General features: G+C 61.0%; 21 protein-coding genes. 20 read left to right on the top strand and 1 reads right to left on the bottom strand.

The features are described 5' to 3' along the window. Positions 1-112: 112 nt before the first annotated feature. Positions 113-349, bottom strand: coding sequence for a DUF2626 family protein (locus tag CIC07_RS15565; protein ID WP_048744429.1), 237 nt, complete (start codon positions 347-349; stop codon positions 113-115). Positions 350-614: 265 nt separating this feature from the next. Here CIC07_RS15565 and CIC07_RS15560 point away from each other — a divergent pair, with 265 nt between their 5' ends. From CIC07_RS15560 to ftsA, 20 genes are all read left to right on the top strand, one after another. Then, entirely contained in the window at positions 615-1,259 is a 645-nt protein-coding gene (locus CIC07_RS15560; RefSeq protein WP_076354841.1) for an RsfA family transcriptional regulator, read from the top strand. Positions 1,260-1,368: 109 nt separating this feature from the next. After that, a complete protein-coding gene (locus CIC07_RS15555; RefSeq protein ID WP_076354843.1) occupies positions 1,369-2,328 on the top strand; it encodes a ketopantoate reductase family protein in 960 nt (319 codons plus the stop codon). 9 nt (positions 2,329-2,337) lie between these two features. Then, a complete protein-coding gene (locus CIC07_RS15550; protein ID WP_076354845.1) occupies positions 2,338-2,736 on the top strand; it encodes a DUF3397 domain-containing protein in 399 nt (132 codons plus the stop codon). A 105-nt stretch (positions 2,737-2,841) separates the two neighbouring features. Beyond that, the gene (bshC, locus tag CIC07_RS15545; RefSeq protein WP_076354847.1) at positions 2,842-4,494 is read left to right on the top strand and encodes a bacillithiol biosynthesis cysteine-adding enzyme BshC; all 1,653 of its coding nucleotides are present in this window, start codon (positions 2,842-2,844) and stop codon (positions 4,492-4,494) included. 62 nt (positions 4,495-4,556) lie between these two features. After that, the gene (locus CIC07_RS15540; RefSeq protein ID WP_076356882.1) at positions 4,557-5,822 is read left to right on the top strand and encodes an adenosylhomocysteinase; all 1,266 of its coding nucleotides are present in this window, start codon (positions 4,557-4,559) and stop codon (positions 5,820-5,822) included. A gap of 274 nt (positions 5,823-6,096) precedes the next feature. Further along, on the top strand, positions 6,097-6,534 hold the full coding sequence (gene mraZ / locus CIC07_RS15535) for a division/cell wall cluster transcriptional repressor MraZ (RefSeq protein ID WP_048744436.1): 438 nt from the start codon (positions 6,097-6,099) through the stop codon (positions 6,532-6,534). Positions 6,535-6,610: 76 nt separating this feature from the next. Beyond that, positions 6,611-7,567 carry a 16S rRNA (cytosine(1402)-N(4))-methyltransferase RsmH gene (rsmH, locus tag CIC07_RS15530; RefSeq protein WP_076354849.1) on the top strand — a complete coding sequence of 319 codons (957 nt, stop codon included), beginning with the start codon at positions 6,611-6,613 and terminating at the stop codon, positions 7,565-7,567. Positions 7,568-7,689: 122 nt separating this feature from the next. After that, positions 7,690-8,073, top strand: coding sequence for a hypothetical protein (locus tag CIC07_RS15525; RefSeq protein ID WP_076354851.1), 384 nt, complete (start codon positions 7,690-7,692; stop codon positions 8,071-8,073). A 5-nt stretch (positions 8,074-8,078) separates the two neighbouring features. Then, the gene (locus CIC07_RS15520; protein WP_076354853.1) at positions 8,079-10,391 is read left to right on the top strand and encodes a penicillin-binding transpeptidase domain-containing protein; all 2,313 of its coding nucleotides are present in this window, start codon (positions 8,079-8,081) and stop codon (positions 10,389-10,391) included. A 179-nt stretch (positions 10,392-10,570) separates the two neighbouring features. Continuing rightward, complete coding sequence (locus CIC07_RS15515) at positions 10,571-12,526, top strand: stage V sporulation protein D (RefSeq protein WP_076354855.1); 1,956 nt, start codon at positions 10,571-10,573, stop codon at positions 12,524-12,526. Between the two features lie 175 nt (positions 12,527-12,701). Continuing rightward, entirely contained in the window at positions 12,702-14,183 is a 1,482-nt protein-coding gene (locus CIC07_RS15510; RefSeq protein WP_076354857.1) for a UDP-N-acetylmuramoyl-L-alanyl-D-glutamate--2,6-diaminopimelate ligase, read from the top strand. Beyond that, positions 14,180-15,664 carry a UDP-N-acetylmuramoyl-tripeptide--D-alanyl-D-alanine ligase gene (locus tag CIC07_RS15505; RefSeq protein WP_076354859.1) on the top strand — a complete coding sequence of 495 codons (1,485 nt, stop codon included), beginning with the start codon at positions 14,180-14,182 and terminating at the stop codon, positions 15,662-15,664. Before CIC07_RS15510 ends, CIC07_RS15505 begins: the two co-directional genes overlap by 4 nt. 18 nt (positions 15,665-15,682) lie before the next feature. Next, a complete protein-coding gene (gene mraY, locus CIC07_RS15500; RefSeq protein WP_076354861.1) occupies positions 15,683-16,654 on the top strand; it encodes a phospho-N-acetylmuramoyl-pentapeptide-transferase in 972 nt (323 codons plus the stop codon). Positions 16,655-16,953: 299 nt separating this feature from the next. Then, positions 16,954-18,390: a UDP-N-acetylmuramoyl-L-alanine--D-glutamate ligase gene (murD, locus tag CIC07_RS15495; protein ID WP_076354863.1), complete on the top strand. Its 1,437-nt coding sequence runs from the start codon at positions 16,954-16,956 to the stop codon at positions 18,388-18,390. 44 nt (positions 18,391-18,434) lie between these two features. Continuing rightward, positions 18,435-19,532: a stage V sporulation protein E gene (gene spoVE, locus CIC07_RS15490; protein ID WP_076354865.1), complete on the top strand. Its 1,098-nt coding sequence runs from the start codon at positions 18,435-18,437 to the stop codon at positions 19,530-19,532. A gap of 5 nt (positions 19,533-19,537) precedes the next feature. Further along, positions 19,538-20,644, top strand: a complete 1,107-nt coding sequence (gene murG, locus CIC07_RS15485; RefSeq protein WP_076356884.1) for an undecaprenyldiphospho-muramoylpentapeptide beta-N-acetylglucosaminyltransferase — start codon at positions 19,538-19,540, stop codon at positions 20,642-20,644. A gap of 206 nt (positions 20,645-20,850) precedes the next feature. After that, the gene (murB, locus tag CIC07_RS25200) at positions 20,851-21,762 is read left to right on the top strand and encodes a UDP-N-acetylmuramate dehydrogenase (protein WP_076354867.1); all 912 of its coding nucleotides are present in this window, start codon (positions 20,851-20,853) and stop codon (positions 21,760-21,762) included. Between the two features lie 15 nt (positions 21,763-21,777). Beyond that, positions 21,778-23,061, top strand: a complete 1,284-nt coding sequence (gene murA / locus CIC07_RS25195) for a UDP-N-acetylglucosamine 1-carboxyvinyltransferase (protein WP_076354869.1) — start codon at positions 21,778-21,780, stop codon at positions 23,059-23,061. 126 nt (positions 23,062-23,187) lie between these two features. Beyond that, positions 23,188-23,940, top strand: coding sequence for a cell division protein FtsQ/DivIB (locus CIC07_RS15475; RefSeq protein WP_076354871.1), 753 nt, complete (start codon positions 23,188-23,190; stop codon positions 23,938-23,940). 314 nt (positions 23,941-24,254) lie between these two features. Then, positions 24,255-25,496: a cell division protein FtsA gene (gene ftsA / locus CIC07_RS15470; RefSeq protein WP_076354873.1), complete on the top strand. Its 1,242-nt coding sequence runs from the start codon at positions 24,255-24,257 to the stop codon at positions 25,494-25,496. Positions 25,497-25,500 lie beyond the last annotated feature (4 nt).

Genomic DNA, 25,500 nt, shown 5'->3' with positions numbered 1-25,500 from the left:
TTCTTGTCCATCGGCTTCCTTCTTACCTTATGCCGTCTCGAGCCCTCAGATGCAAAGAACCGCCCGGACAGAAGTCCGGGCGGTTCTTGTGCGTGAAGGCCTTGGGGCTGAATCAGAACGGCAATCCCATCTTGAAGACGGTCCAATAGCTGAAGCCCAGGAAGGTGAGAATCATATAGGCCCAGAACATCAGTATGTAGGTGCGCTCCGTAAAGTTCAGGTAGCCCAAGAAGAAGAAGGCGATGGCTTGGAAGAAGAACAGAAGCGAAAACTCCGTCATATCTCCAGCGAAGGCCATGAGGGCGATCACAAGACACCAAAAGCCAAGTACGCGAAACATGCGCGCCATGAGGTAATCCCCCTCTCCATCTCGTGTTGCATGCTAAAGAACATTATAGCGTTTCAGGCAATCACTGTAAACCGCTTTCGCAGGTTCTCCGAAGCCTTTTTTGCTTGTCCGCCGCCTGCCGCTTCTAGGATTGCCTGCAGAAAGGACGAATATGTATGAGCCTCTGCAAAATTGGAAATACAATTTAGTAACGATAGATTCTATGAACTCTACCAAGGGCATAGGGATAAAGAAAGTGCGTTTACGTTAGGAGGTTGTAGCGAGCATGACAGCAGTCAGGCAAGATGCATGGAGCCCGGACGACGATCTGATTCTCGCCGAGGTGACACTAAGACATATCCGCGATGGCGGTACCCAGCTCGGAGCATTCGAAGAGGTGGGGGAGAAGATTGCCCGAACGCCCGCGGCCTGCGGGTTCAGATGGAACAGCTGCGTGCGCAAGCGGTATGAGGAAGCGATTCAGCTCGCGAAGCAGCAGCGGCAGAAACGGAATTATTTGAAGAAACAGGCGCCGGCTGCCTCCCATGTTTCCGCCTTGGCGGAACCGGCTTCAGAGCCTGCGGCCTTGCTCGATTCGGCATACGGCGACGATGCGATCGCGGTCGAAGCCGTCATCCGGTATTTGAAGCAATGGAAAACAACCTTCTCCGACCTGCAGCGGCATGTCAAGCGCCTGGAGAGAGAGCTGACCAGCCGCAACGAGGAGCTGAGCAGCCTCAGGGAGATCAACGACCGGCTGTCCCGGGAAGCGAACCATGTCCAGCTGGACTATCAGTCCGTCAACGACGACTACAAGACTTTGCTTCAGATCATGGACCGCGCTAGGCGCCTCACGGTGCTGAACGAGGACGACGAGCTGAAGCCGCGATTCAAGATGGATGCCAACGGCAACCTGGAGCGCATCGAATGATGCCAAGCGAACGGTTCTTCCGGATCAACCGGAAGAACCGTTTTTTTGTTGACCGCGGATGCTGGGGCCATCCGGTTTTTGGTACAATCGCCGAAGGAGGGATGAAGCCATGAAAATAACGGTCATAGGAGCAGGCTCGATCGGACTTCTCTACGCCGCGCGCTTGTCGCTTGCGGGAGAGGATGTGCGCGCTCTCGTCCGCACGAGGCGGCATGCCGAGGCGCTGCGGGAGTCCGGGATCCTGCTCAAGACGCAGGAAGGGGAGTTCGCCGTTCCCATCGAAGCGGCGGCGCTGGAGGATGCCGGCATCGGAAACGGCCATGCGTACGGAAACGGGAATGCCGTGGAGCCCGGCTGGTTCATCCTCAGCGTCAAGCAGACGGCGCTTGACGCGCCGTTTCTTGGCCGGCTGGCCCTGCTTGCAGGCCCGCAGGACGCCATGCTGTGCCTGCAGAACGGCATCGGGCATATGGAGCGCTTGAGTCAGGCTCTTCCGAATGTCGCTCTCTATGCGGGCGTGACGAGCGAAGGAGCGATGAGGGAAGACGCCCGGACCGTAATCCATACCGGCCTCGGAGAGCTCCATTACGGCGCGGCGAACGAAGCGGCGTCTGACAGCCGTTCGCAGAAGCTGCGCGGGAAGTGGCAGCAGGCCGCGGACAAGGCAGGAATCGCCGCTTTTTTGTCGAACGATATGGAAAACCGCATTTACCGCAAGCTGCTGCTCAATGCTGTGATCAATCCGCTTACCGCGCTGTACGGGATCCGCAACGGAGAGCTTCCGACCCATCCGCAGGCCGGCAAGCTGATGGCAGCGCTGCATGAGGAGACGGCGGCCATCCTTGCCCGTGCCGGATTGGCGCTCGACGGCAGCGAGCCTGCACGGCTGCTGGAAGTATGCCGGCTCACGGCCGGCAACGTCTCCTCCATGCTGGCGGATACAAGGGCAGGCCGCAGAAGCGAGGTCGACAGCATCAACGGGGCGGTTGCTTCTCTGGCCGGAACGCTCGGTCTGGACGCTCCGCTGAACCAAGCCGCCGCAGCCATGGTAAAAGCGCTGGAACCGTAGGAAAGGGCGATGTCCGTGTTCGTTTGGGAAAGCTTGAAAACAGCTTACGCACTGCTCGCGATGATACCTTTTATCCCCTTCGCGCTCATTTTCTTCATTGCCCGAGCCGTTACCGGAGACCGCAAGCGATCGCTGCGGCTGGCGATGGATATCACGACCGCGCTGCTGATCGGATGCGTCGCAGTGCTGTTCAACCGGATCTTCTCCAATTCGTTCGGCCTGTACGGCATTCTGCTCGTCATGCTCATCGGCGGCGGCCTGCTCGGCAACCTTCAGTTCCGCAAGCGCGGCCAGGTCGATGTCCGCAAAATATTCCGCGCGATTTGGCGGCTCGGTTTTTTCGCGATGGGAATCATGTACATCGTTCTCATGGCGGCCGGCATCGCCCAGCATATGTTCCAGGTGTAGCAGAATCTGTACTAATTTCAGTTACGGTTTTGACGGGTCCCCGCTCAAGGTGTACAATCGTAGCGAAAGCTTCGCATTTACAGCTGGGGGGTTGCAGGTTACCCGATGAATATGGAGACGATTTGCCTGCCTTTTGGCCAGCCGCTTGCCGATGATTACATCGGCCGCAAGCGCGAGGCGCTTGAGCCGCTGCTCGGCTATCATGCCGCAGATGAGGAACATTGGAAGACGCGGCTGCGCCGGCTCAGAAATCATGAAGGCTTGCGTGCCGACAGCCGAAGCGTGGCTGCCGCAGTGAGGAACTACCAAGAGCCGTTCGGACTCTCCGAACAGGTCCGCTCCAATCTGGACTTCCTGGAGCAAGGGTCGCCCGTCGTCGTCGGCGGCCAGCAGGCCGTACTGTGGACCGGCCCCTTGATGATCATACATAAGGCGGTGACGATCCTGCAGACCGCCGAATGGGCATCGCGCCTGCTCGGCGAGACCGTCGTGCCGGTGTTTTGGATCGCGGGAGAGGACCACGACTGGGACGAGGCCAGCCAGACTTTCGTGCCTGAGGCCGGAGGAACGGCGACCCGCAAGCTGTCCGCGCCAAGACCGGGCACCGGCCGCTCTTCCGTCAGCCGGACGCAGCTGGATCCACGGACGCTTGGGGAGGCTCTGGCGCAGCTCGAAGCGGCTCTGCCCGACAGCCCGCATAAGCTTGCGCTATGCGCAGAGCTGCGGCATGGCTCGGAGAGCTGCAGGACGCTGACGGAATTGTTCGCCTCGATGCTGAACGCCTTGTTCGGAGAGAAGGGCCTGCTCCTCGTCGATGCCGACGATCCGGGACTGCGCAAGCTGGAGGGGCCGATGTTCTCCGAGCTCGTATCGCGCAACGCCCAGCTCGAGCAGGCATTCCTTGCGGGCACAGCCAGTGTGGAGGAGCTTGGATACAAGCCGCAGGCCGACCTTGCGGAAGGAGGCGCCAACCTGTTCCTCTTCCATGAATATGGAGAAGCGGGCAGCGAAGAGCGGGTGCTCCTCCACCGCAGAGGCGACCGTTTCGAGGACCGCAAGGGACTCGTCTCTCTCCCTTCCCGGGAGCTGGCGTCGATCGCCGTGCGGGAGCCTGAGCGGCTGAGCAACAACGTATTCACGCGGCCTCTCATGCAGGAGTTTCTGTTCCCTGTCCTGTCGACGGTTTTGGGACCCGGAGAGATCGCCTATTGGGCTCAGACCGGGGCCGCATTCCGCGAACTCGGGATGGAGATGCCGATCCTGACGCCGCGGCTTTCCTTCACGCTGCTGGAGCCGGCGGCGGCCAAAACGATGGAAACGTACCGGATCTCCTTTGAAGACGCTCTCGGCGGAATCGAAGCCAAGAAGCAGCAGTGGCTCGCCGGCAGCGGCCATCACGGCATCAGCGAGCGCTTCCAGGAAGCGCTACTCCGCATGCAGGACGCCTACAGCCCTGCGCTGGCGATGGCCGCATCCGTGGAGAAGGGATTGGCGAATCTTGGCGAGAACAACTGGAGCCGAATCGCCCGCGAGATCCAGTACATGGAAGACAAGACCAAAAAAGCGCTGGAGAGCAGGGAGCAGACCGCTCTGGACCGGATGGACGCGCTCGGAACGGCAGTATGTCCGGATGGGCGTCCGCAGGAGCGGGTTCTGGCATCCGTGTATTATCTGAACGCATATGGCCGCAGATGGCTGGACGTTCTGCTCGAGGCTCCTTTCGAGCCCTGCACGGGACATAGGCTGGTACGCTTGTAAGCAGCGGCGGCCTGGCGCCGACCGACAACAGAATGGAATCATGGAAGGTGTGTATGCAGCTTATGACAATCAACGCCAAAGAAGCCAGCATCGTGGCCGACAGATCGCTGGCAGCGGAAGGCCGTCTCAAGATCGACTGGGTTCAGGCCCATATGCCGGTATTGAACGAGATCCGTGCCCAGTTCGAGAAGGAGCAGCCTTTCAAAGGGCTGAAGGTATCGGTCTGCCTCCATCTGGAAGCCAAGACCGCCTATCTGGCGGAGGTGGTCCAGGCCGGAGGAGCCGAGGTGACCATAACGGGCAGCAACCCGCTGTCCACCCAGGACGATGTCTGCGCGGCGCTCGTGGAAGCGGGCATCACCGTGTTCGCCAAATACAACCCGGGTCCTCAGGAGTTCAAGGACTTGATGGTCCGGGCGCTCGAGAGCAAGCCCGACCTCATCATCGACGACGGCGGCGACTTCGCCACCATCCTGCATTCCGAGCGTCCCGATCTGATGGAGAACATCCGCGGCGGCGCGGAAGAGACGACGACGGGCATCATCAAGCTGAAGGCGCTGGAGAAGGAAGGCGCGCTGAAGTTCCCGATGGTGGCGGTCAACGACGCCTACTGCAAGCATCTGTTCGACAATCGCTACGGAACCGGCCAATCCGCATGGGACGGCCTCATCCGCACGACCAATCTGGTCGTATCCGGCAAGACGGTCGTCGTCGTCGGTTATGGCTGGTGCGGCAAGGGCGTGGCGATGCGGGCCAAGGGACTGGGCGCCAACGTCATCGTAACCGAGGTCGACGCGATCAAGGCGGTCGAAGCCTACATGGACGGATTCCAGGTCATGCCGATGATCGAGGCCGCCAAGCGGGGAGATATGTTCATCACCGTAACCGGCAACAAGGCCGTCATCAACGGAGAACACTATCCGGTCATGAAAAACGGCGCCATTCTGGCGAACGCGGGCCATTTCGACGTCGAGTTCAGCAAGCCCGACCTGGCCGCTCTCGCTTCCGAGATCCGCACGGTCCGCAAAAACATCGAAGAGTACAAGCTGGAAGACGGACGCAGCATCTATGTCCTCGCCGAAGGCCGCCTCGTCAACCTCGCCGCGGGCGACGGCCATCCGGCCGAGATCATGGACATGACCTTCGCGCTGCAGGCGGTCTCCCTCAAATACGTCAACGATTCCTACAAGGAGCTTGGAGCCAAGGTCATCAACGTTCCTTACGAGCTGGATGAAGGAGTGGCGAGAACGAAGCTGAGCGCGCTCGGCATCGGAATCGACTCGCTCTCCGAAGAGCAGATCAAATATTTGGACAGCTGGTCTTCCTGACCGCTGCCTGGGCCGTCCCCGAGAGGGGCGGCTTTTTTTGACTTTTCCGTTCTCGCTGTTTCCCCATAAACAGGATGCTGATAGTCGCGTAACGAGAACAAGATACACGAGCGCATGGCGCGAAAAGTTTCAAGTATGAGAAAATTTTTAGGTGAAAAAGTTTGCCCGAATCTTCGTTTTGAAGGAGGAAATAGAGTTCAGGCGGCGAATACCAATTTCCTAGTGGGGAGAAGTGGGGCAAAGTGGTGGAATAGGGGGAGGGAGTGGGGCGCCGATGTTTCTGGGAGAACACCAGCACAGCTTGGACGACAAAGGCCGGCTCACGATTCCATCCAAGTTCCGCGAAGCTCTCGGCTCTACCTTTATCGCCACCCGAGGCCTGGACAACTGCTTGTTCGTATATCCCCAAGCCGAATGGAGCGAGCTCGAGCAGAAGATCCGCCGCTTGCCGCTGATGAAGGCGGATGCGCGGGCGTTCAGCAGGTTCTTCTTTTCCGGGGCCGTCGAATTGGAGCTCGACAAACAGGGAAGGGTAAATTTGCCCAGCCATCTGACGGAGTATGCCAAGCTGCAGAAGGATTGCATGGTGCTCGGCGTATCCAGCCGGGTGGAAATTTGGAGCAAGCCGGTGTGGGAAGGCTACTATCAGCAGTCCGAGGATACGTTCAACGAAATTGCGGAAAAATTGACCGATTTCGACATTAATTTCTGATTCACGACCTTATTTTTGGATTAAGTATCGTTGTGCATCCTAGTCAGTCATCAAGAATCATCAGGAGGACACCCCTTTGTTTCATCACATTACCGTACTCAAGGAAGAGGCCGTAGAGGGCCTGAATATCCGTCCTGACGGCATTTACGTCGACTGCACGCTCGGCGGCGCGGGGCACAGCGAGCTGATCGCTTCCCGGCTGTCCGGCAAAGGCCGGCTGATCGCCTTCGATCAGGACGACTGGGCTCATGACAATGCGAAGATCAGGCTGGCTCCTTACATGGACCGGGTGACGCTTGTCCGGAGCAATTTCCGTTATTTGCAGGAACAGCTGACGATGCTTGCGGATATCCCGAAGAACGAGAAAGGCGTGCCGCAAGTAGACGGGATCCTGTTCGATCTTGGCGTCTCCAGCCCGCAGCTCGACGAGGCCGAACGAGGCTTCAGCTACAATCACGATGCTCCCCTGGACATGAGAATGGACCGCGAGGCGGAGCTCACGGCGCATGAAATTGTGAACCACTGGGAAGAGAGCGAGCTGGCGCGGATTTTTTACCGCTATGGGGAAGAGAAGTTTTCCAGGCAGATCGCGCGCGCGATCATCAAGCAGCGGCAGTCCGGGGAGATCAAGACGACGGGGGAACTGGTCGAGCTCATCAAGTCGGGCATACCGGCAGCGGCCCGGCGCACGGGAGGCCATCCGGCCAAGCGCACGTTCCAGGCGCTCCGCATCGCCGTCAACGACGAGCTTGGAGCGGAGGAAGAAGCGCTCGAGCAGGCGGTTGCCTGCCTAGCGCCCAAAGGGCGGGTATCCGTCATCACGTTCCACTCGCTCGAAGACCGGATCTGCAAGCAGCTGTTCGCCGGTTATCTGGAGAAGTGCACTTGTCCGCCGGATTTCCCGAAATGCGTATGCGGAGGCACCGGCACGCTCAAGCTCATTACCCGCAAGCCGGTCCTGCCGGGCGAGGAAGAGCTCGAGGCGAACCCGAGATCGCGGTCGGCGAAGCTCAGAGTCGCCGAGAAGCTGTAAGCCGGAGATGCGGCCTCCAGGCCGCTCCCGGATCTCTGGCACTTCGCACATAAACTTCCAGGTGGTTTCTTATTCACCATGACGCAATGAAATTGAATCAACATGCAGGAGGGGAATCAGCTTTGGCTTACACGAGCGGCAACCTGGCGCTGCAGCCCAAACGAAAGCCGGAACAGCAGCCGGTAAAAGAGACAAAAACAGTCGTGAAGGTCAGGAGGATGATTCCTCCGGCTGAAATGCTTCGCTACCTGTTCTCGGTAGCTATTATCGTCGGCCTTGTCGTCCTTATCATTTTCCGTTATGCGCAGGACTACCGCATGCAGCTGCAGATCAAGACGATGGACTCCACTTATGCCGAGTCGGTCGTGGATATGAAAGTGCTGCAGGCGGAGCTTGCCAAGCTGAACGATCCGGACCGGATCCGCGCCATGGCGATCGCGCAGGGCATGATCGAGCCGGAGCAGTCCGGCACTGAGGAAGCAGCCTCCGCCACGACGGGAAGGTAGCAGCCATGGATACCGTCAAGCGAATCAAACTGCGCACGCTGTTCGTCGGAGGGCTCATCACCCTCCTTTTTCTTGTTTTATTTACCCGCATCTTCTGGGTTCAGGTCGTCAAGGCCGACTTCTGGCTCGGCGAAGCGAAGAAGATCTGGGCGGCATCCGACACGATTCCGGCGGAACGAGGGACGATCACGGACCGCAACGGCAACCTTCTGGCGATGAACATTCCCGCCTACACAGTCGTCGTCAATCCCAAGGTCATTCAGGAGCTGGGCATCGAGGATCAGGTGGCGGACGGGCTCTCGAAAATACTAGGCAAGCCCAAGGCCGACATCGTCAAGCAGGTGAGCTTCCGCAATGCCAAGGGGGAATATTCCCAGTACCGGGAGCTGAGGCCGGAAGGGCTCAACATCGAGAAGAAGAAGTCCGACGAGGTGGCCAAGCTCAGCGTGCAGATCAAGAAGGACCTGGAGGAAAAGCGCGGCAAGAAGATCAGCGGCAGCGACATGGGCATTACGCTGATCAAAGGGTCCAAGCGGCTCTACCCGAACAATACGCTTGCGGCGCATCTGCTCGGCTTCGTCAACAAGCAGGGCGATCCGGTCATCGGCCTCGAGGCGGATTTCAACGACGTCCTCAAGGGAACCGACGGCAAGATCGTGTACGAGAAGGACGGCAACCGGGTTCAGGTGGACAACGGGACGGCCAAGCTCGTGCCTGCCGTGAACGGCAAGAACATCAAGCTGACGATCGACAACGAGATCCAGCATTATGTCCAGGACGCGATCCAGGAAGCCTATGACCTGTACAAGCCGCAGAGCATCACGGCGATCGTCGCCGATCCGAATTCGATGGAGGTTCTGGGGATGGCGAATCTGCCGACCTTCGATCCCAATTCGTATTCGTCGTCGAACCCGATCAACTTCAACAATCTCGCCGTCGGCGGAACCTACGAGCCGGGCTCGACGTTCAAGATCGTGACGCTGGCCGGCGCCGTGCAGGAGAAGATGTTCAATCCGAACGAGGAGTACATGTCCGGCCGGATTTCGGTGCCGGGTCAGGATGTGTACGACATCAAGCGCTCGGGATGGGGACCGATCACTTATCTGGAAGGGCTGAAGCGCTCCAGCAACGTCGCTTTCGTCCATCTCGGAATGGAAAGGCTCGGCAAGGAGAAGCTGACGGATTACATCCGCAACTTCGGCTTCGGCACCAAAACCGGCATTGAAATCAAGCAGGAGGTGCGCGGCAGCCTCAACATCCAGGGCAAGTCCGACGTCGCCCGCGCTTCCTTCGGACAAGGTCCGGTATCGGTGACGCCGATCCAGCAGGTGGCGGCCGTCGCCGCCGTCGCCAACGGCGGCAAGCTGCTGAAGCCGCATATCGTCAAGGAAATCGACGATCCGGCTACGGACAAGAAGACGGAAACGCAGACGGAGCAGGTCCGCCAGGTCATCACGGCGGAAACCTCGAAGCTTACGAGCGGCTTCCTGGAGCAGGTCGTGTCCGACAGCAAGATCGGCACCGGCCGCAACGCCGCCATTCCCGGCTACAGGGTAGCCGGCAAGACCGGCACCGCCCAGAAAATCGTCAACGGCACGTACTCCAAGGACAAATACGTCGTATCCTTCATCGGGTATGCTCCCGTGAGCAATCCGCGCTTCGTCGTATATGTCATCGTGGATTCGCCGAGCGTCCCGGATCCCGGCGGCGGCAAGATCGCGGCTCCGGTATTCAAGAAGATCGTAACCCAGAGCTTGCGTTACATGGGGGTCAAGCCCGATGCCGCCGTGCCTCCGTCCCAGGACAAGAAGCAGCCGCTTACGGTGCCGGACCTGACCGGACTGACGCTCGCAAAAGCGCAGCAGGAGCTGAAGGCGAGAGGATTGGCTTCGAAGGCCGTCGGCAAAGGCGCCAGCGTGCTGAAGCAGATGCCCGCCGCCGGGACGATCGTCTCGGACAGCCAGAGCGTCTATTTGGTGACAGAGGAGGAGAACAAGCTGCAGCTGCCTTCCCTGGCGGGCTCGTCGCTGCGCGAAGCGCTGCAGCTGTGCAGCTCCGTCGGCCGCAAATGCGTAACGGAAGGCGAAGGCTACGTTATCTCCCAGATGGAGGCCAAGCTGAACGGAGAGCCGGTCGTCAAGCTGATCCTGAAGCCTCCTGCGGGCGAAGAGGCGACAAACGCCTCCGCGGCGGGTTCGACCACGGCCGGCGGCAGCTCCTCCGGCGCGAAGCAGGACGGCGGAGCGGATGCGTCCGGCGGCAAGCCGGATGGCTCCAGCGGCAGCGGGGAAAGCGCGCCTCCAGCCGGCGGCGGCTGAGCCGGCTGGCGGGCCTGCAGCGCTGACGCTGTCTGCGGCTCCGTCCGGCATTCCGGTTCCATGGCTGCCTTAAGCCAGCCGCCCCGGGCTTGGCATACGCCGCTGTTTTCCCGAATACGTTAACTTGTACGGACAGACTGTACCTGTCCCATGTTAACGGACGAGAGGGGAACGTGCGGATGAAAGTTTCCAATGTCACCTTGAGGCGCCGCCTCTTTCTAGCGCTTGTCGTCGTTCTGGTCGGTTTTGTCGCGCTTATCGCCCGGCTCGGCTATGTCCAGCTGGTCCGCGGCGGAGAGCTCTCGGCCAAGGCGGAGGACAACTGGAGGCGCGAAGTCGCATTCGCCCCCAACCGCGGGGATATTACGGACCGCAACGGCACGAAGCTGGCCTACAACGTCAGCTCGCCGACGATTGTCGCTATTCCGGTGCAGATCAAGGACAAGGAAGGCACGGCAAAAACGCTCGCGCCCGTCCTCGGCATCTCGGAGACGAAGCTGCTCGGCTTGCTCAAGAAGAAGGCCATGAGCGTCATCATCAAGCCCGAGGGCCTCAAGATTTCCCTGGACAAGGCGCTGGAGATCAAGAAGCTCGGCTTGCCGGGCATCGTCGTCGCCGAGGACAACAAGCGCTATTATCCGTTCGGCGAGCTTGCGGCGAGCGTGCTCGGCATTACAGGCGTCGACGGCGGGCTTACCGGCATCGAGAAGAAATACGACGACAAGCTCAAGGGAGTCAAGGGCAGCATCTCCTATCTGTCGGACGCCAAGGGAGAGATGATGCCGGGCTCGACGGACCGCTACCAGGCGCCGACGGACGGGCTCAATCTGGAGCTGACGATCGACAAGCAGATCCAGACGATCATGGAGCGGGAGCTCGACCAGGCCATGACGAAGTACAAGGCCAACGACGCCATCGCCATCGCGATGGATCCCAATACCGGCGAAGTGCTCGGAATGGCGAGCCGCCCGACCTTCGAGCCGGACAATTACAACGCGTATCCGGCCGAGGTGTACAATCGGATCCTGCCGATATGGATGACCTACGAGCCGGGCTCGACATTCAAGATCATCACCCTGTCCGCTGCTCTGGAGGAAGGCAAGGTCAATCTCAAAAACGAGCATTTCTTCGATCCGGGAGCGGTGGAGATCGGCGGCGCAAGGCTGCGCTGCTGGAAAAAAGGGGGACATGGAAGCCAGACTTTCCTTGAAGTGGTGCAGAATTCATGCAACCCGGGCTTCGTGGCGCTCGGCAATCGGCTTGGCAAAGATACGCTGTTCAAGTATATTAAGGACTTCGGCTTCGGCAAGAAGACGGGCATCGATCTCGGAGGCGAGGAGAACGGCATCCTGTTCAAGCTGAGCCAGGTCGGTCCTGTAGAGCTCGCGACGACCGCATTCGGCCAAGGAGTGTCGGTGACGCCGATCCAGCAGATCGCTGCGGTATCCGCTGCCGTGAACGGCGGCACGCTGTACGAGCCCCATCTGGCCAAGGCATGGACCAATCCGGAGACCGGCAAGGTCGTGCAGGAAATCCAGCCAGAGCCGGTGCGCAAAGTCATCTCCGAGAAGACGAGCGCGCAGGTCCGCGAGGCGCTCGAGAGCGTCGTGGCGCTCGGCACGGGCGGCAACGCCTTCATCGACGGCTACCGCGTCGGAGGCAAGACGGGCACGGCCCAGAAGGTCATCAACGGCCGTTATTCGCCCAATGAGCATATCGTCTCGTTCATAGGCGTCGCCCCGGCCGACAATCCGAAGATCGTCGTGTACGTCGCGGTCGACAATCCGCAGGGCATCCAGTTCGGCGGCGTCGTAGCCGCTCCGATCGTGAGGAACATTCTGGAAGATTCCCTTCAATATATGGGGGTTCCCAAAAGCACTGCCCAGATCGGCAAAAAGTACAAATACGGCGAGACTCCGGTCGTGACGGTCCCGAATCTCGTCGGCAAAACCGTCTCCGACATCTACGAGGACATGAACATGAACTTCAACCTGAGCTCGGCCGGCAGCGGCAATACGGTCATCCGGCAAGCTCCGGCGGCCGGCGCCCGCGTCGACAAGGGCTCCACGATCCGGATCTACCTCGGCAGCGACGCCGATCTTCCCGGCGACGCGGATGCTCACGCCAATCATTGAGTCCCGTCGGACGGCAGCAATGGCCGTGCGGTAAGCGCGGAGCTCGGCTGCGAAGCCCGGATTCCGCGCCATGCAAGGCGCCAGGAAATCCGGGCTTCGGCAGCGGCCGCCGCGTTCAGCCGCTCTGAAGGTTCAGGATGACACCGTTATGGAGCGAATAGAGAGGAGATAGACTATGCGTTTGGAACAATTGGCATTGCAACTCATCACATCACGACTCATCGGGGACGGCGGCGTCCCGATCTCGGGAATCGAGCATGATTCCAGGGAGGTCAAGCCCGGCTGCCTGTTCCTCTGTCTGCCCGGACATACCCAGGACGGACATGACTTCGCCGCTCAGGCGGTAGAGAAGGGAGCGGCCGCGCTTGTGGTGGAGAGGCGGCTCGATCTCGCCGTGCCTCAGCTGCTCGTGAGCGACAGCCGGCTCGCCATGGCCGTTCTTGCGGATCATTTCTACGGACATGCCAGCCGCAAGCTGAAGGTCATCGGCGTCACGGGAACCAACGGCAAAACGACGACCACTTACCTGATCGAAAGCATCCTCGCCGACCGCGGCCACCGTCCCGGCGTCATCGGCACGATCGAGATGCGCTACGGAGGCCGTTCCTACCCGATGAGCCGGACGACGCCGGAGGCGCTCAACCTGCACCGGGACCTCGCCGCCATGCTGGAGGCCGGCTCGACGCATGCGGTGATGGAGGTTTCCTCCCACGCGCTGGAGCAGGGCAGGGTGAAGGGAGTCCGGTACCGCACCGCCATATTCACCAACCTGACGCAGGACCATCTGGACTATCACGGCACGATGGACGTGTACCGTGAAGCCAAGGGCCTGCTGTTCTCGCGTCTGGGCAATGAATACGGCTCCGGCGAAGAGAGCTACGCCGTGCTCAATGCCGACGATCCGGCTTCGGAGCGCTTCCGCGCAATCACTTCCGCAGAAGTCGTCACCTACGGAGTCGAATCGGAGGCCGATGTGCGCGCTTCGGACATCTCCATTGCGGCGGGAGGCACTTCCTTCCATGTCGATACTTTCGCGGGCAGCGCCGACATCACGCTGCAGATGGTCGGCAAATTCAACGTCTACAACGCGCTGGCCGCCCTTGCGGCCGGGCTGATCGAAGGCATTCCCCTGGAGGAGATCAAGGCCAGCCTGGAGCGCGTCTCCGGCGTGCCGGGCCGGGTGGAATCGGTCAACGAAGGCCAGGACTTCGCCGTCGTCGTCGATTACGCCCATACGCCGGACGGGCTGGAGAACGTGCTGAAGGCCGTCAAGGAATTCGCCGCGCGCAAAGTCATCTGCGTATTCGGCTGCGGGGGAGACCGCGACCGGACGAAACGTCCGATCATGGGAGAGATCGCTTCCCGCTATGCGGACTACACCATCGTCACCTCCGACAATCCCCGGACCGAAAACCCGGATACGATCCTGCTCGACATCGAGGTCGGGCTGCAGAAGGCCAACGTGCCGCCAGACCGCTACGAGCTTCAGGCGGACCGCCGGACCGCTATCGAAAAAGCGGTTGAAATGGCAAGCCCGGGAGATGTAGTATTGATTGCGGGCAAAGGCCATGAAACGTATCAGATCGTCGGCGCCGTCTCGCATGACTTCGACGATCGCCTTGTCGCCCGAGATGCGTTGAGGGGACTGCGAAAATGATGATACGGATGCTTAGCGAAATCGCCGCCATGAGCTCGGGCAGGCTCGGGCCCGGATACATAGCTGCCGGCAATGCGGCCGCTGCGCCGGGGGAATGGAGCGACCTGTCCATACGGGGCGTCTACAGGGATTCCCGCGAGGCGGGCAACGGCAGGCTTTTCGTCCCTTTGTCCGGGGATAATTTCGACGGCCATCACTATGCCGAAGCGGCGCTGGCCAACGGAGCCCTGGCTTCGTTCTGGCAAGAGGACCGTGAAATTCCCGCAGGCCTTGCCGGCAAGCCCCTCGTGCTCGTCGACGATCCGCTGGCCGCGCTGCAGCGCCTTGCGTCGGCCTATCGCAGCCAGCTCAAGACGACCATCGTCGGCATTACCGGAAGCAACGGCAAAACGACGACCAAGGACATGGTGGCCGCTGCCCTCGGCTCTGAGCTGCGGGTGCACAAGACGGCCGGCAATCTCAACAATCACATCGGACTGCCTCTTACCGTCCTGTCTCTCGCTGAGGATACGGAGGCGGCCGTGCTGGAAATGGGCATGAGCGGACTGCGGGAGATCGCCCTGCTGACGGAAATTGCGCGGCCGGACATCGCGATCATTACGAACATCGGCGACGCCCACCTGCTGCAGCTCGGCTCCAGGGAGGCGATCGCCCAAGCCAAGCTTGAGATCGCCGAGGGCCTGAAGCCGGGCGGACTGCTGATCGTCAGCGCGGATGAGCCTCTGATCCGGGAACAGCTGAAGAAGACGGCCTTGCCGGAACATGTCGTCGTGCGGACGTTCGGGTCCTCTCCCGCGGCGGATTGGAGAGCGGCCGACATCAAGGTCGGCGCCGTGTCGGCTTCGTTCTCGGTGCAGAGCGGAGCCGCGGCGGCATACTCGCCGGGCGGCAAGGCCGCCCCGCCATCGTATCATTCGCTGCGCATCGAGATCCCGGTTCCCGGCGTGCACAACGTGCATAACGCGCTGGCGGCCATCGCCGCCGCGGCGGCTTGCGGCATCCCGCCGGAAGCGGCTGCCGCCGGCCTTGCGTCGATGCAGCTGACGGGCATGCGCATCCAGCCGATGAAGGCGTCCAACGGGGCGCTCATTCTCAATGACGCCTACAACGCCAACCCGACCGCCGTCAGGGCGGCCGTCGATCTCGTAGCGGGACTGTCCGGCTACCGCCGCAAATGGATCGTGCTGTCGGACATGCGCGAGCTCGGCGCAGCCGAAGCAGACCTGCACCGCGAGACGGGCGCATACATCACGCCGGACAAGGCGGACGCGGTTCTCACCTGCGGAGCCCTGTCCAGCCATACTTCCGAAGGAGCGGCAGCTTCCTTCGGCTCGTCGGCCGCGGCTGCGGTACGGCATTTCGACGACCAGGATTCCCTCATCGGCGCCCTTGCGGCCGAGCTTGATCCCCGCGATCTCGTGCTGGTGAAGGGATCCCGGACGATGCATATGGAAAGGGTCGTAGAAGCGCTTCAGCGCTGACCTTGAGGGGGTGAAAGCATGGACATGCTGGTCATACTGATGACACTTGGCGTATCGTTTCTTCTAGCAGTTATACTCGGACCTCTGTTCATCCCCCTGCTGAGGCGGCTTAAGTTCGGACAGCAGGTGCGCACGGAAGGGCCTCAGAGCCATCTCAAAAAATCGGGAACGCCGACGATGGGCGGCATCATCATCATGCTCGCCATTCTCGTCGCTTTCCTGAAGTTCTCGGAGAAAACGACGGAATTCTGGGTGCTGCTCGTCGGCGCTCTCGGCTTCGGCCTCGTCGGCTTCATGGACGATTACATCAAGATCGTGCTCAAGCGCTCGCTTGGCCTGACGGCCAGGCAGAAGCTCGCCGGGCAGCTGCTCTTCAGCATCATCGTCTGCGTGCTGCTGCACCGGATGGGACAGAGCACGGAGATCGCCGTTCCCGGGACGGATTTCAGCTGGGATCTCGGATGGCTTTATTATCCTTTTGTCGTCATCATCTTTTTCGCTACGACCAATGCGGTCAACTTCACGGACGGAGTGGACGGCCTGCTGGCCGGGACGAGCGCGATCGCGGCAGGGGCGTTCACCATCATCGCGATGCAGGCGACGGAACACGAGAGCGCCGTATTTTCCGCCGCGCTTGTCGGGGCTGCGCTTGGATTCCTGATTTTCAACGCGCATCCGGCGAAGGTGTTCATGGGCGATACCGGCTCGCTCGGGATCGGCGGAGGCCTCGCGGCGGTCGCGATCCTGACCAAGACGGAGATTCTGCTCATTCTGATCGGCGGCGTATTCGTCCTCGAGATGATCTCGGTCATTCTCCAGGTCGGCTCGTTCAAGCTCCGGGGCGGCAAGCGGATTTTCCGCATGAGCCCGATCCACCATCATTTCGAGCTGTCGGGATGGTCGGAATGGAAGGTCGTTACCGTATTCTGGACGGCCGGACTCGTGCTGGCCGCTGCCGGTCTCGTTCTGTACCGGGTCACCGGAGGCTGACGAGCCGCGGCCGCCGCCCTTCAACGGGAAGCGAATGCCGGACGCAGCATAGCTACAAGTGCCGCCGGGCGTTCGGAACCTTCTCTCTCGATGGGGATGAGGCCGTTCGCTTTGGCGGTTTCTTTTCCTTCGGAAGAGACGGGAGCCGGCGGAGCACGAACGCATCGGCCGATCTAAGCGCCGCTTGAACGCCGCCCTGGACATTGTTGAAGGTTAGCTTATTCTTGCAATCCATGCGAAACGAGACCGTCCGGCAACGGACGGCATAGCCGTTGGGCTCGATAAAAGGAGAGATTGGCATGAATCATCCGTCCACATACCGGAATCGCCGCGTCGTCGTGCTCGGCTTGGCGCGCAGCGGAGCCGCGGTCGCCAGGCTGTTCCACCGCCTGGGAGCGAATGTAACGGTCAACGACCGCAAGCCTGCGGAAGAGAGTCCGGAAGCGGCCGAGCTGGCCGCGCTCGGAATTGAAGTCATCTGCGGACATCATCCCGACGGTCTGGTCGATGCCGGGACCGCCCTGCTCGTCAAAAATCCGGGCATTCCGTACAACGCTCCGCCTGTCGCCGCGGCGCTTGCGCTGGGCATCGAGGTCGTGACCGAGGTCGAGGTGGCGGGCCTGCTGTCGCCGGCGCCGATCATCGGCATTACCGGCAGCAACGGCAAAACGACGACGACGACCTGGATCGGCCGCATGCTTGAGGCGGCCGGCCGGCGCCCGATCGTTGCGGGCAACATCGGCCGGCCTCTGTGCGAGGCGGCGGAAGAAGCGGATGCAGGCAACGTGCTCGTCGCCGAGCTCAGCAGCTTCCAGCTGAAGGGCACGAGCAGCTTCCGGCCGCAGGTCGGCCTGCTGCTCAATATCGCGGAGACGCATCTGGATTACCACGGCTCGATGGACGACTACGTCGCCTCCAAAGCAAACCTGTTCGCGAACCAGACGGAGCAGGATACGGCCGTGCTGAATGCGGACGACCCGGCTTGCGCGGCGATCGAAGCCGGCCTGAAGTCGCGCCTGATTCCGTTCTCGCTCTATCACAGGCTCGAGAGGGGCGTCTGGATCGAGCCTCCTTACGAAGCCGCCGGCGCGCCGGACGACGCCGGCAAGCCGGAGCGGATGATCGTATACCGCAGCGGGGACGGGACGGAGCAGGCTATCGTCGCCGTCCGGGAGCTCGGCCTTCCGGGAAGGCATAACGCGGGGAACGCGCTGGCCGCCGTCGCCGCGTGCGTCGCGGTCGGCGTCGAGCCGGCCTTGCTGGCGGCTCCTCTCCGCGACTTCGGAGGGGTGGAGCATCGTCTCGAGTTCGTGCTCGAAGCAGCGGGAGTACGCTACTACAACGACTCCAAAGCGACGAACCCGGTCGCAACGCTCATGGCGACCGGATCGTTTCAGCAGCCCTTGATCCTGATCGCGGGCGGACTGGACCGCGGCTCCGACTACATGGAGCTGCTGCCGCTGTTCGAATCCGGCAAGATCAAGGGACTCGTCCTGCTCGGCGAGACCCGCGGCAAGCTCGCGCGGGTGGCGGAGCTGGCGGGTATGGCGAATGTGGCGGTGGTCGATGCTGAAGGTGACGCCGAATCCGCCATCCGCCAAGCGACGGAAGCCGCAGCCCGGCTCGCTTCGCCGGGGGATGCCGTCCTGCTCTCGCCGGCTTGCGCGAGCTGGGATATGTTCCCTTCCTACGAAGACCGCGGGCGCATGTTTAAGGAATCGGCGCATACCTTGTAAGTAGGGGGCTTGTCCCTACTTTCCCATGCCTGAGGTGGTGCGTCATGCCCAAAGTCCGGTCGGCTCCGGACGTATGGCTAGTCGGAGCGATAGCATTGATTCTTTCCCTTGGACTCGTCATGGTCTACAGCGCAAGCGCGGTCCGTGCGTTCCAGGAATTCGGCGATCCCTACTATTTCGTCAAGCGCCAGGCGATCTTTGCCGTTCTCGGCATCGGAGCCATGATCTTCACGATGAACGCCGACTACCATGTCTGGAAAAAATACGCGAAGCCCGTCCTGCTCATCTGCTTCGGGCTGCTGGTCCTCGTGCTGATTCCCGGCGTCGGCGTCGTCCGCGGCGGCGCCCGCAGCTGGCTCGGCATCAGCTCCTTCGGCATCCAGCCGTCGGAGTTCATGAAGCTCGGCATGATTCTGTTCCTCGCCAAGCTGCTGTCGGACAACCAGCAGCGGATCACGCTGTTCGCCAAAGGACTGCTGCCGCCGCTCGCGCTCATGGGAACCGCCTTCGGCATGATCATGCTGCAGCCGGATCTCGGGACGGGCAGCGTCATGATGGGCGCCTCGCTGCTCGTGCTGTTCGTGGCGGGAGCCCGGCTGAAGCATCTCGGCGGACTTGCGATGATCGGAGCGGCGGGATTCGTCGGCCTTATCCTGGCGGCGCCGTACCGGCTCAAGCGGATCACGTCGTTCCTGGATCCCTGGCAGGATCCGCTCGGCGCCGGCTACCAGATCATCCAATCGCTGTATGCGATCGCCCCTGGCGGGCTTGTCGGCCTCGGCCTCGGGATGAGCCGCCAGAAGTACAGCTACCTGCCTGAGCCGCAGACCGACTTCATCTTCTCGATCCTGGCGGAGGAGCTCGGCTTCATCGGGGGAGGCGCCCTGATCTTCCTGTTCCTGATCCTTGTCTGGAGAGGGATGCGGGCAGCCATCTACGCCCCGGATACGTTCGGCAGCCTGCTGGCGGCAGGCATCACCGGCATCGTCGCCGTGCAGGTGCTGATCAACATCGGCGTCGTCATCGGCCTCATGCCGGTCACAGGCATCACGCTTCCGCTCGTCAGCTACGGCGGATCTTCTTTGACCCTGCTTTTGACCGCACTAGGAATATTGCTCAATATATCCCGTTACTCGAGGTGAACATCATGCGAATCGTACTGACCGGAGGAGGAACTGGGGGGCATATCTATCCCGCCCTGGCCATCGGCAAGCAGATGCAGCAGGAAGAGCCTCGGACGGAGCTGCTCTATATCGGCACGAGCCGCGGGCTCGAGAGCCGGATCGTGCCGGAGGCGGGAGTGCGCTTCGAAGCGGTGGAAATCACCGGCTTCAGGCGCAGGCTGTCGGTCGAGAACGTCAGGACCGTCATCCGCTTCATGAAGGGGGTCAGCCGGTCCAAGGAGCTGCTGAAGGCTTTCAAGCCCGATGCGGTGGTCGGGACCGGCGGATATGTATGCGGGCCCGTCATGTATGCAGCCGCGAGGCTCGGCATCCCGACGCTCGTCCATGAGCAGAATGCCATTCCCGGGCTGACCAACAAGTTCTTGTCCCGTTACGCCGATTGCGTGGCGGTGAGCTTCGAAGCTTCCACCGCATCATTCGGCAAGGCGAAGCGCACGGTCTATGCCGGCAACCCGTGCGCTTCCCATGTCGTCAAGGCGAGCCGCAGCAAAGGCTACGCTTCGCTCGGCATCGCCGAGGGGAGCCGCATCGTGCTCGTCGTAGGCGGCAGCAGGGGGGCGCAGGCCATCAACGATGCGATGGTCGCCATGGCGCCGGCCGCGGCCCGCTCCAGAGCCGTCCATTATGTCTTCGTCACCGGAGAAAGCTATTACGAACGCACCTCTGCGGCCATCAAGGAGGCGGCGCCAGGCATCACCAACCATCTGCATGTCCTGCCATATCTCCATAACATGCCCGAGGTGCTGGCCGCTTCCACGCTTGTCGTCGGGCGAGCCGGCGCTTCGTCGCTGGCCGAGCTGACGGCGCTCGGATTGCCGTCCATCTTAATTCCGTCGCCTAATGTGACGAATAACCATCAGGAAGCCAACGCCCGCAGTCTCGCAGACGCGGGGGCGGCCGAGCTGGTGCTTGAGCGCGAACTCAGCGGTGACGGCCTATGGAGCCGCATCGAAGCGATATTGCAGGACAGCGCCGTACTGCAGCGCATGAAGGAAGCGTCGCGGAAGCTCGGCATGCCGGGATCCGCTTCGATCCTCACGGCGGAGCTGCGCAGGCTGGCGAAGAAATAAGAGGCGGGAAGCGGGCGGGCGGGCTCCTGTCACCATAGAGCCCGGGTAGGCATAGGATATCAGCATAATCGTGTCCGTCACCTAAGGGCGGCCGGTTACCGCATTCCTACAGGGAATGCGGGCATTCACCGAAGCCCGCGAGGGCTTCGGGCTGCAGCCTGACAGCCTTGCCCCGCCTTGAGCACCGCGAATGAAGGAGGAACACCATGAAAGCTTGGATGCAGGAGCTGGAAGAAGCCCATGTGGGCGACATCAGCCGGCAGGTCCCGCTCTCGACGCTTACGACGTGGAGAATCGGCGGGCCAGCCGACGCCGTGGTTGTCCCGAGCGGCAAGGAAGAGCTGGCAAGAACGATTCGCATTCTGCGCAGGCACGAAGTGCCCTGGATGACGCTTGGAAAGGGTTCCAACATGCTCGTCTCGGACAAAGGAATCCGCGGCGTCGTCATCAAGCCGGGGTCTGCGCTGGACTTCGCGGAATTCGACGGCACGCTCGTGCGTGCCGGAGCCGCGTATCCGTTCGTCACGCTTGCAGTTAAGGCCGGCAGGAAAGGGCTGACAGGACTGGAATTCGCCGGGGGAATTCCAGGAACGGTAGGCGGTGCCGTCTATATGAATGCGGGAGCCCATGGATCCGATGTGTCGCGTATATTCAAATCAGCCGACATCGTGCTGGAGACAGGGGAATTGGCGACGTGGGGACCGGAGGAGATGAAGTTCTCCTACCGCCATTCGAGACTGCAGGAGGAAGCAAGCCGCGGCATCGTCGTGGAAGCTCTCTTCGAGCTGGAGAGCGGAGAGGCCGGCGAGATCACGGCTGCGATGGCTGCCCACAAGGATCGGCGCAGAGCCACGCAGCCGCTGCATCAGCCGAGCTGCGGAAGCGTCTTCCGCAATCCTCCGGGCACCTATGCCGCGAAGCTGATCGAAGAAGCCGGGCTCAAAGGCTATTCGGTAGGCGGAGCCCAGGTGTCGACCTTGCACGCCAATTTCATTGTCAACACCGGCCAGGCGGCGGCTGAAGACGTCCTCACCCTGATCGCCCATATTCGCGGCACGGTCAAGGACCGTACCGGCATTGACTTGAAGCCGGAAGTATTGGTGGTGGGTGAGCGGTAACTTGGAGGTGTAGGTTTGGACAAATTGGTGATTGAAGGCGGGCAACCTCTCTCAGGAACCATTGCTATCCAAGGGGCGAAAAACGCAGCTCTGCCGATTCTGGCAGGCAGCATGCTCGCCAGCGGCACGGTCGTGATCGATTCGGTGCCGCAGCTGCTCGATATAGAAGTCATGCTGCACATCTTGCAGGAGCTCGGTTGCCGCGCGGAACATGTCGGCGACACCGTCACGATCAATACGGCGACGGCATACCAGGCCCATATCCCCGAGAAGCTGATGGGCCAGATGCGTTCCTCCATTTTCCTGATGGGACCTCTGCTCGCCCGATTCGGGGAAGTCCATCTCTACCAGCCTGGCGGCTGCGCAATCGGAGAGCGGAAGATCGATCTTCATCTCGAAGGGCTGCGTTCGCTTGGCGCCGAAATCGAGGAATATGGGGATCGGATTTCCTGCCGGGCGGAGAAGCTGCACGGAGCGGATATCCATCTCAGCTTTCCCAGCGTAGGCGCGACGGAGAACATCATGATGGCCGCTGCGCTCGCAGAAGGCAGAACGACGATCACGGGAGCTGCCAGGGAGCCGGAAATCCAGGATCTCCAGCATTTCCTCAACGCGATGGGCGCGCGCATCATCGGAGCGGGCACGGATACGATTACGATCGAAGGAGTCGAGTCGCTCACTCCATGCCGCTACCGGGTCATTCCGGACCGGATCGTAGCCGGCACCGTCATGGTGGCTGCCGCTGCGACCAAAGGAAAGGTTACGCTGACGAACACGAGGCCGGCGCATCTGTCTTCGCTGATCCATGTGCTCCGCCGCGCCGGAGTCGGCATCGGCATCGAGGGGGACGCCATCACCGTCGGAACGTCGGCGAGGCCGAAGGCGGTCGAGCGGATCGTCACTTCTCCCTATCCGGCCTTTCCGACGGATCTCCAGTCGCAGGTGATGGTGCTGCTTGCTCTGGCCGACGGCACGAGCATCATGAAGGAAACGATTTTCGAGGGCCGCTTCAAGCATGTCGACGAGCTCAGCCGCATGGGGGCGGATATCCGCGTCGATCTCAATGCGGCCGTCATCCGGGGCGTATCCAGGCTGTACGGCGCAACGGTCGAAGCGACGGACCTGCGGGCCGGCGCCGCTCTCGTCATCGCCGGACTCGCGGCCAACGGGCGCACAGTCGTCGAGCAGGTACATCATATCGACCGCGGCTACGACAGCATCGAATCGATGCTTGCGCGGCTTGGAGCACGGATTGTCCGCAGCGCGCCGGTGCCCGACAACGGAGCCGTTCCGGGCTGAGCCTCACCATGATTTCCCGTGTGGAGCTTCTGCCCATGGACCATGGATTAATAGAACGAAATGTGCTGCCGCAAAACGGCTCTCCGCGCGGGCGGAGACCGTTTCGCGGCTGAAGGAGGGACAAGCTTGGCTGAATTGATCCCGATCTTGAAGGAGCCGCCGCCGAAGCGGAAGGGCAACCGGAAGCTCGTCTTCATCCTGGTGCTTCTATTCCTTATTTTATTATCGATCCTATTCTTTAATTCCTCGATCAGCAAGGTCAGCGTCGTGACGGTCGAAGGCGAGCAGTTCACGACGGAAGCGCGAATCCGCGAGGCGGCAAGCGTCCGAGCTGGAGACGCCTTCTTCGGCACTCTCTCCTCCAGCGTGGAGCACCGGATCCGGAAGCTCGGCTCGGTCAAGGAAGTCAAGGTGGCCAAAACCTTTCCCGGACAGATCAGGATCACGGTCGAGGAATATCCGCCGGTGGCGTTCGAGCTCGCTGCGAACGGCCAGCTGAGCGCCATATTGGCGAGCGGCTCGATCATCCAGGCCGACCAGGCCAAAGCCGTCGTGGACAAGCCGGTCCTCTCGGGATGGAAGAAGGACGACTCCGTGAAGGGCCAACTGTGCAAGCAGCTTGCCTTGATCGATCCTGCCGCGCTCGGCAATCTGTCGGAGATCATGCCTTCTCCTACCGAATCCTATCCGGACCGGATCCGCATCTACACTCGCAACGGGTTCGAAGTCATTACGGCCGCCTCCCTGCTCAAGGACAAGATCGACACGCTGAATTCGGTCGTCGAGGAGCGGGATCCCGGCCGGGTCACGCTGCTGCTTGCGGATACCTATTCGCCGTTCGTGCAAGCCGCGGGCAGCTCGGGGGAGGCCGGACCCTGAAGCAAAGCCGCTTGGCTCCCGCTCTTTTATTTCGTCCTAAAGAATGGTAGAATTTAAGATATGGCATTTTTCCTAGATGATCATGCCTACAGTCCCTCTTCCGGCCATCTCCGCAGCGGCTTCGGACTCGCTTCCGGCTGGCGGCGAGAGTGCCGGGACGGCAGCCTTTTCTTCATTTTTTTTCTTTGCTGGGTGGAATTGGCAGGCGAAAAAAATGTAGAAAAAAGAGGGAAAATATTAACTGTGTTGAATATGTAGGATCAGATTAAAAAGGAATACCGATAAATGCGACCCGAAACGGAGGTGCCGCGGAATTGGGCAATAACGACATCATTGTCAGTTTGGACATCGGTACATCCAAGGTTCGAGTTATTATTGGCGAAGTGACAGGCGGAGCCATTAATATAATTGGAGTTGGATCGTCCGACTCGGAAGGCATCCGCAAAGGAGCCATCGTAGACATCGACCAGACCGTCAAGTCGATCCGCAACGCGGTCGAGCATGCGGAGAGAATGGTCGACATTCAGATTTCGGAAGTGTACGTAGGCATTCAAGGGAACCATATCGCTCTGCAGAGCAATCACGGCGTCGTGGCTGTCTCCAACGAGGATCGCGAGATCGGCGAGGAAGACATCGAGCGCGTGCTGCAGGCGGCCAAGGTCGTGGCGCTGCCCCCGGAACGCGAAATCATCAATCTCGTGCCGAAGCAGTATCTGGTCGACGGGCTTGAAGGCATTTCGGATCCGCGCGGCATGATCGGCGTCCGTCTCGAAGTGGAATCCACCATCGTGACCGGAGCGAAGACGGCCATACATAATCTGATCCGCTGCGTGGAGAAGGCAGGGCTGCACATCTCCGGCATCATCCTGATGTCGCTGGCTTCCGGCATGATGTCCCTCAGCAAGGACGAGAAGTCGATGGGTACGGCCATCGTCGACATCGGAGCCGGATCCACGACCCTGTCCATCTTTGATCAGGGCGGCCTGGCCGCCACGTCGACGCTGCCGGTCGGAGGGGAATTCGTCACCAACGACATTTCCTACGGCCTGCGCACGCAGACGGACCAAGCGGAGAAGATCAAGCTCAAGTACGGCTGCGCGTCCGTGTACGACGCCGCGGAGGACCAGCGCTTCAAGGTGACGCGGCTCGGCTCCAACGTCGAGAAGGAATTTTCCCAGGTCGATCTGGCGAACATCATCGAGCCGCGCATGGCCGAGATCTTCTACATGATCCGGCAGGAAGTCCGCCGTCTGGGCTATGCCCAAAAAATCCAGGGCTACGTGCTCACCGGAGGCACGGTGAACTTGCCGGGCACGCTGACCGTGGCGCAGCAGGAGCTGGAATCTTCCGTCCGCATCGCCGTCCCTGATTTCATCGGCGTACGCGACCCTGCCTTCGGCAGCGGAGTCGGAATGATCCAATATGTGAGCAAGCATATGACGATTCGCAATTCGGGAGCGGTCAAGAAGCAGGCAAGCCGCAAGACGGGAACCGCAGCCCCCGCTAAACCCGGCATGATTGAACGAATCAAGAACATGTTCAGCGAATTCATCTGATCGG

Source organism: Paenibacillus sp. RUD330, assembly GCF_002243345.2.
Classification (GTDB): Bacteria; Bacillota; Bacilli; order Paenibacillales; family Paenibacillaceae; genus Paenibacillus_O.
This window is presented reverse-complemented; position numbering and strand designations above follow the sequence as displayed.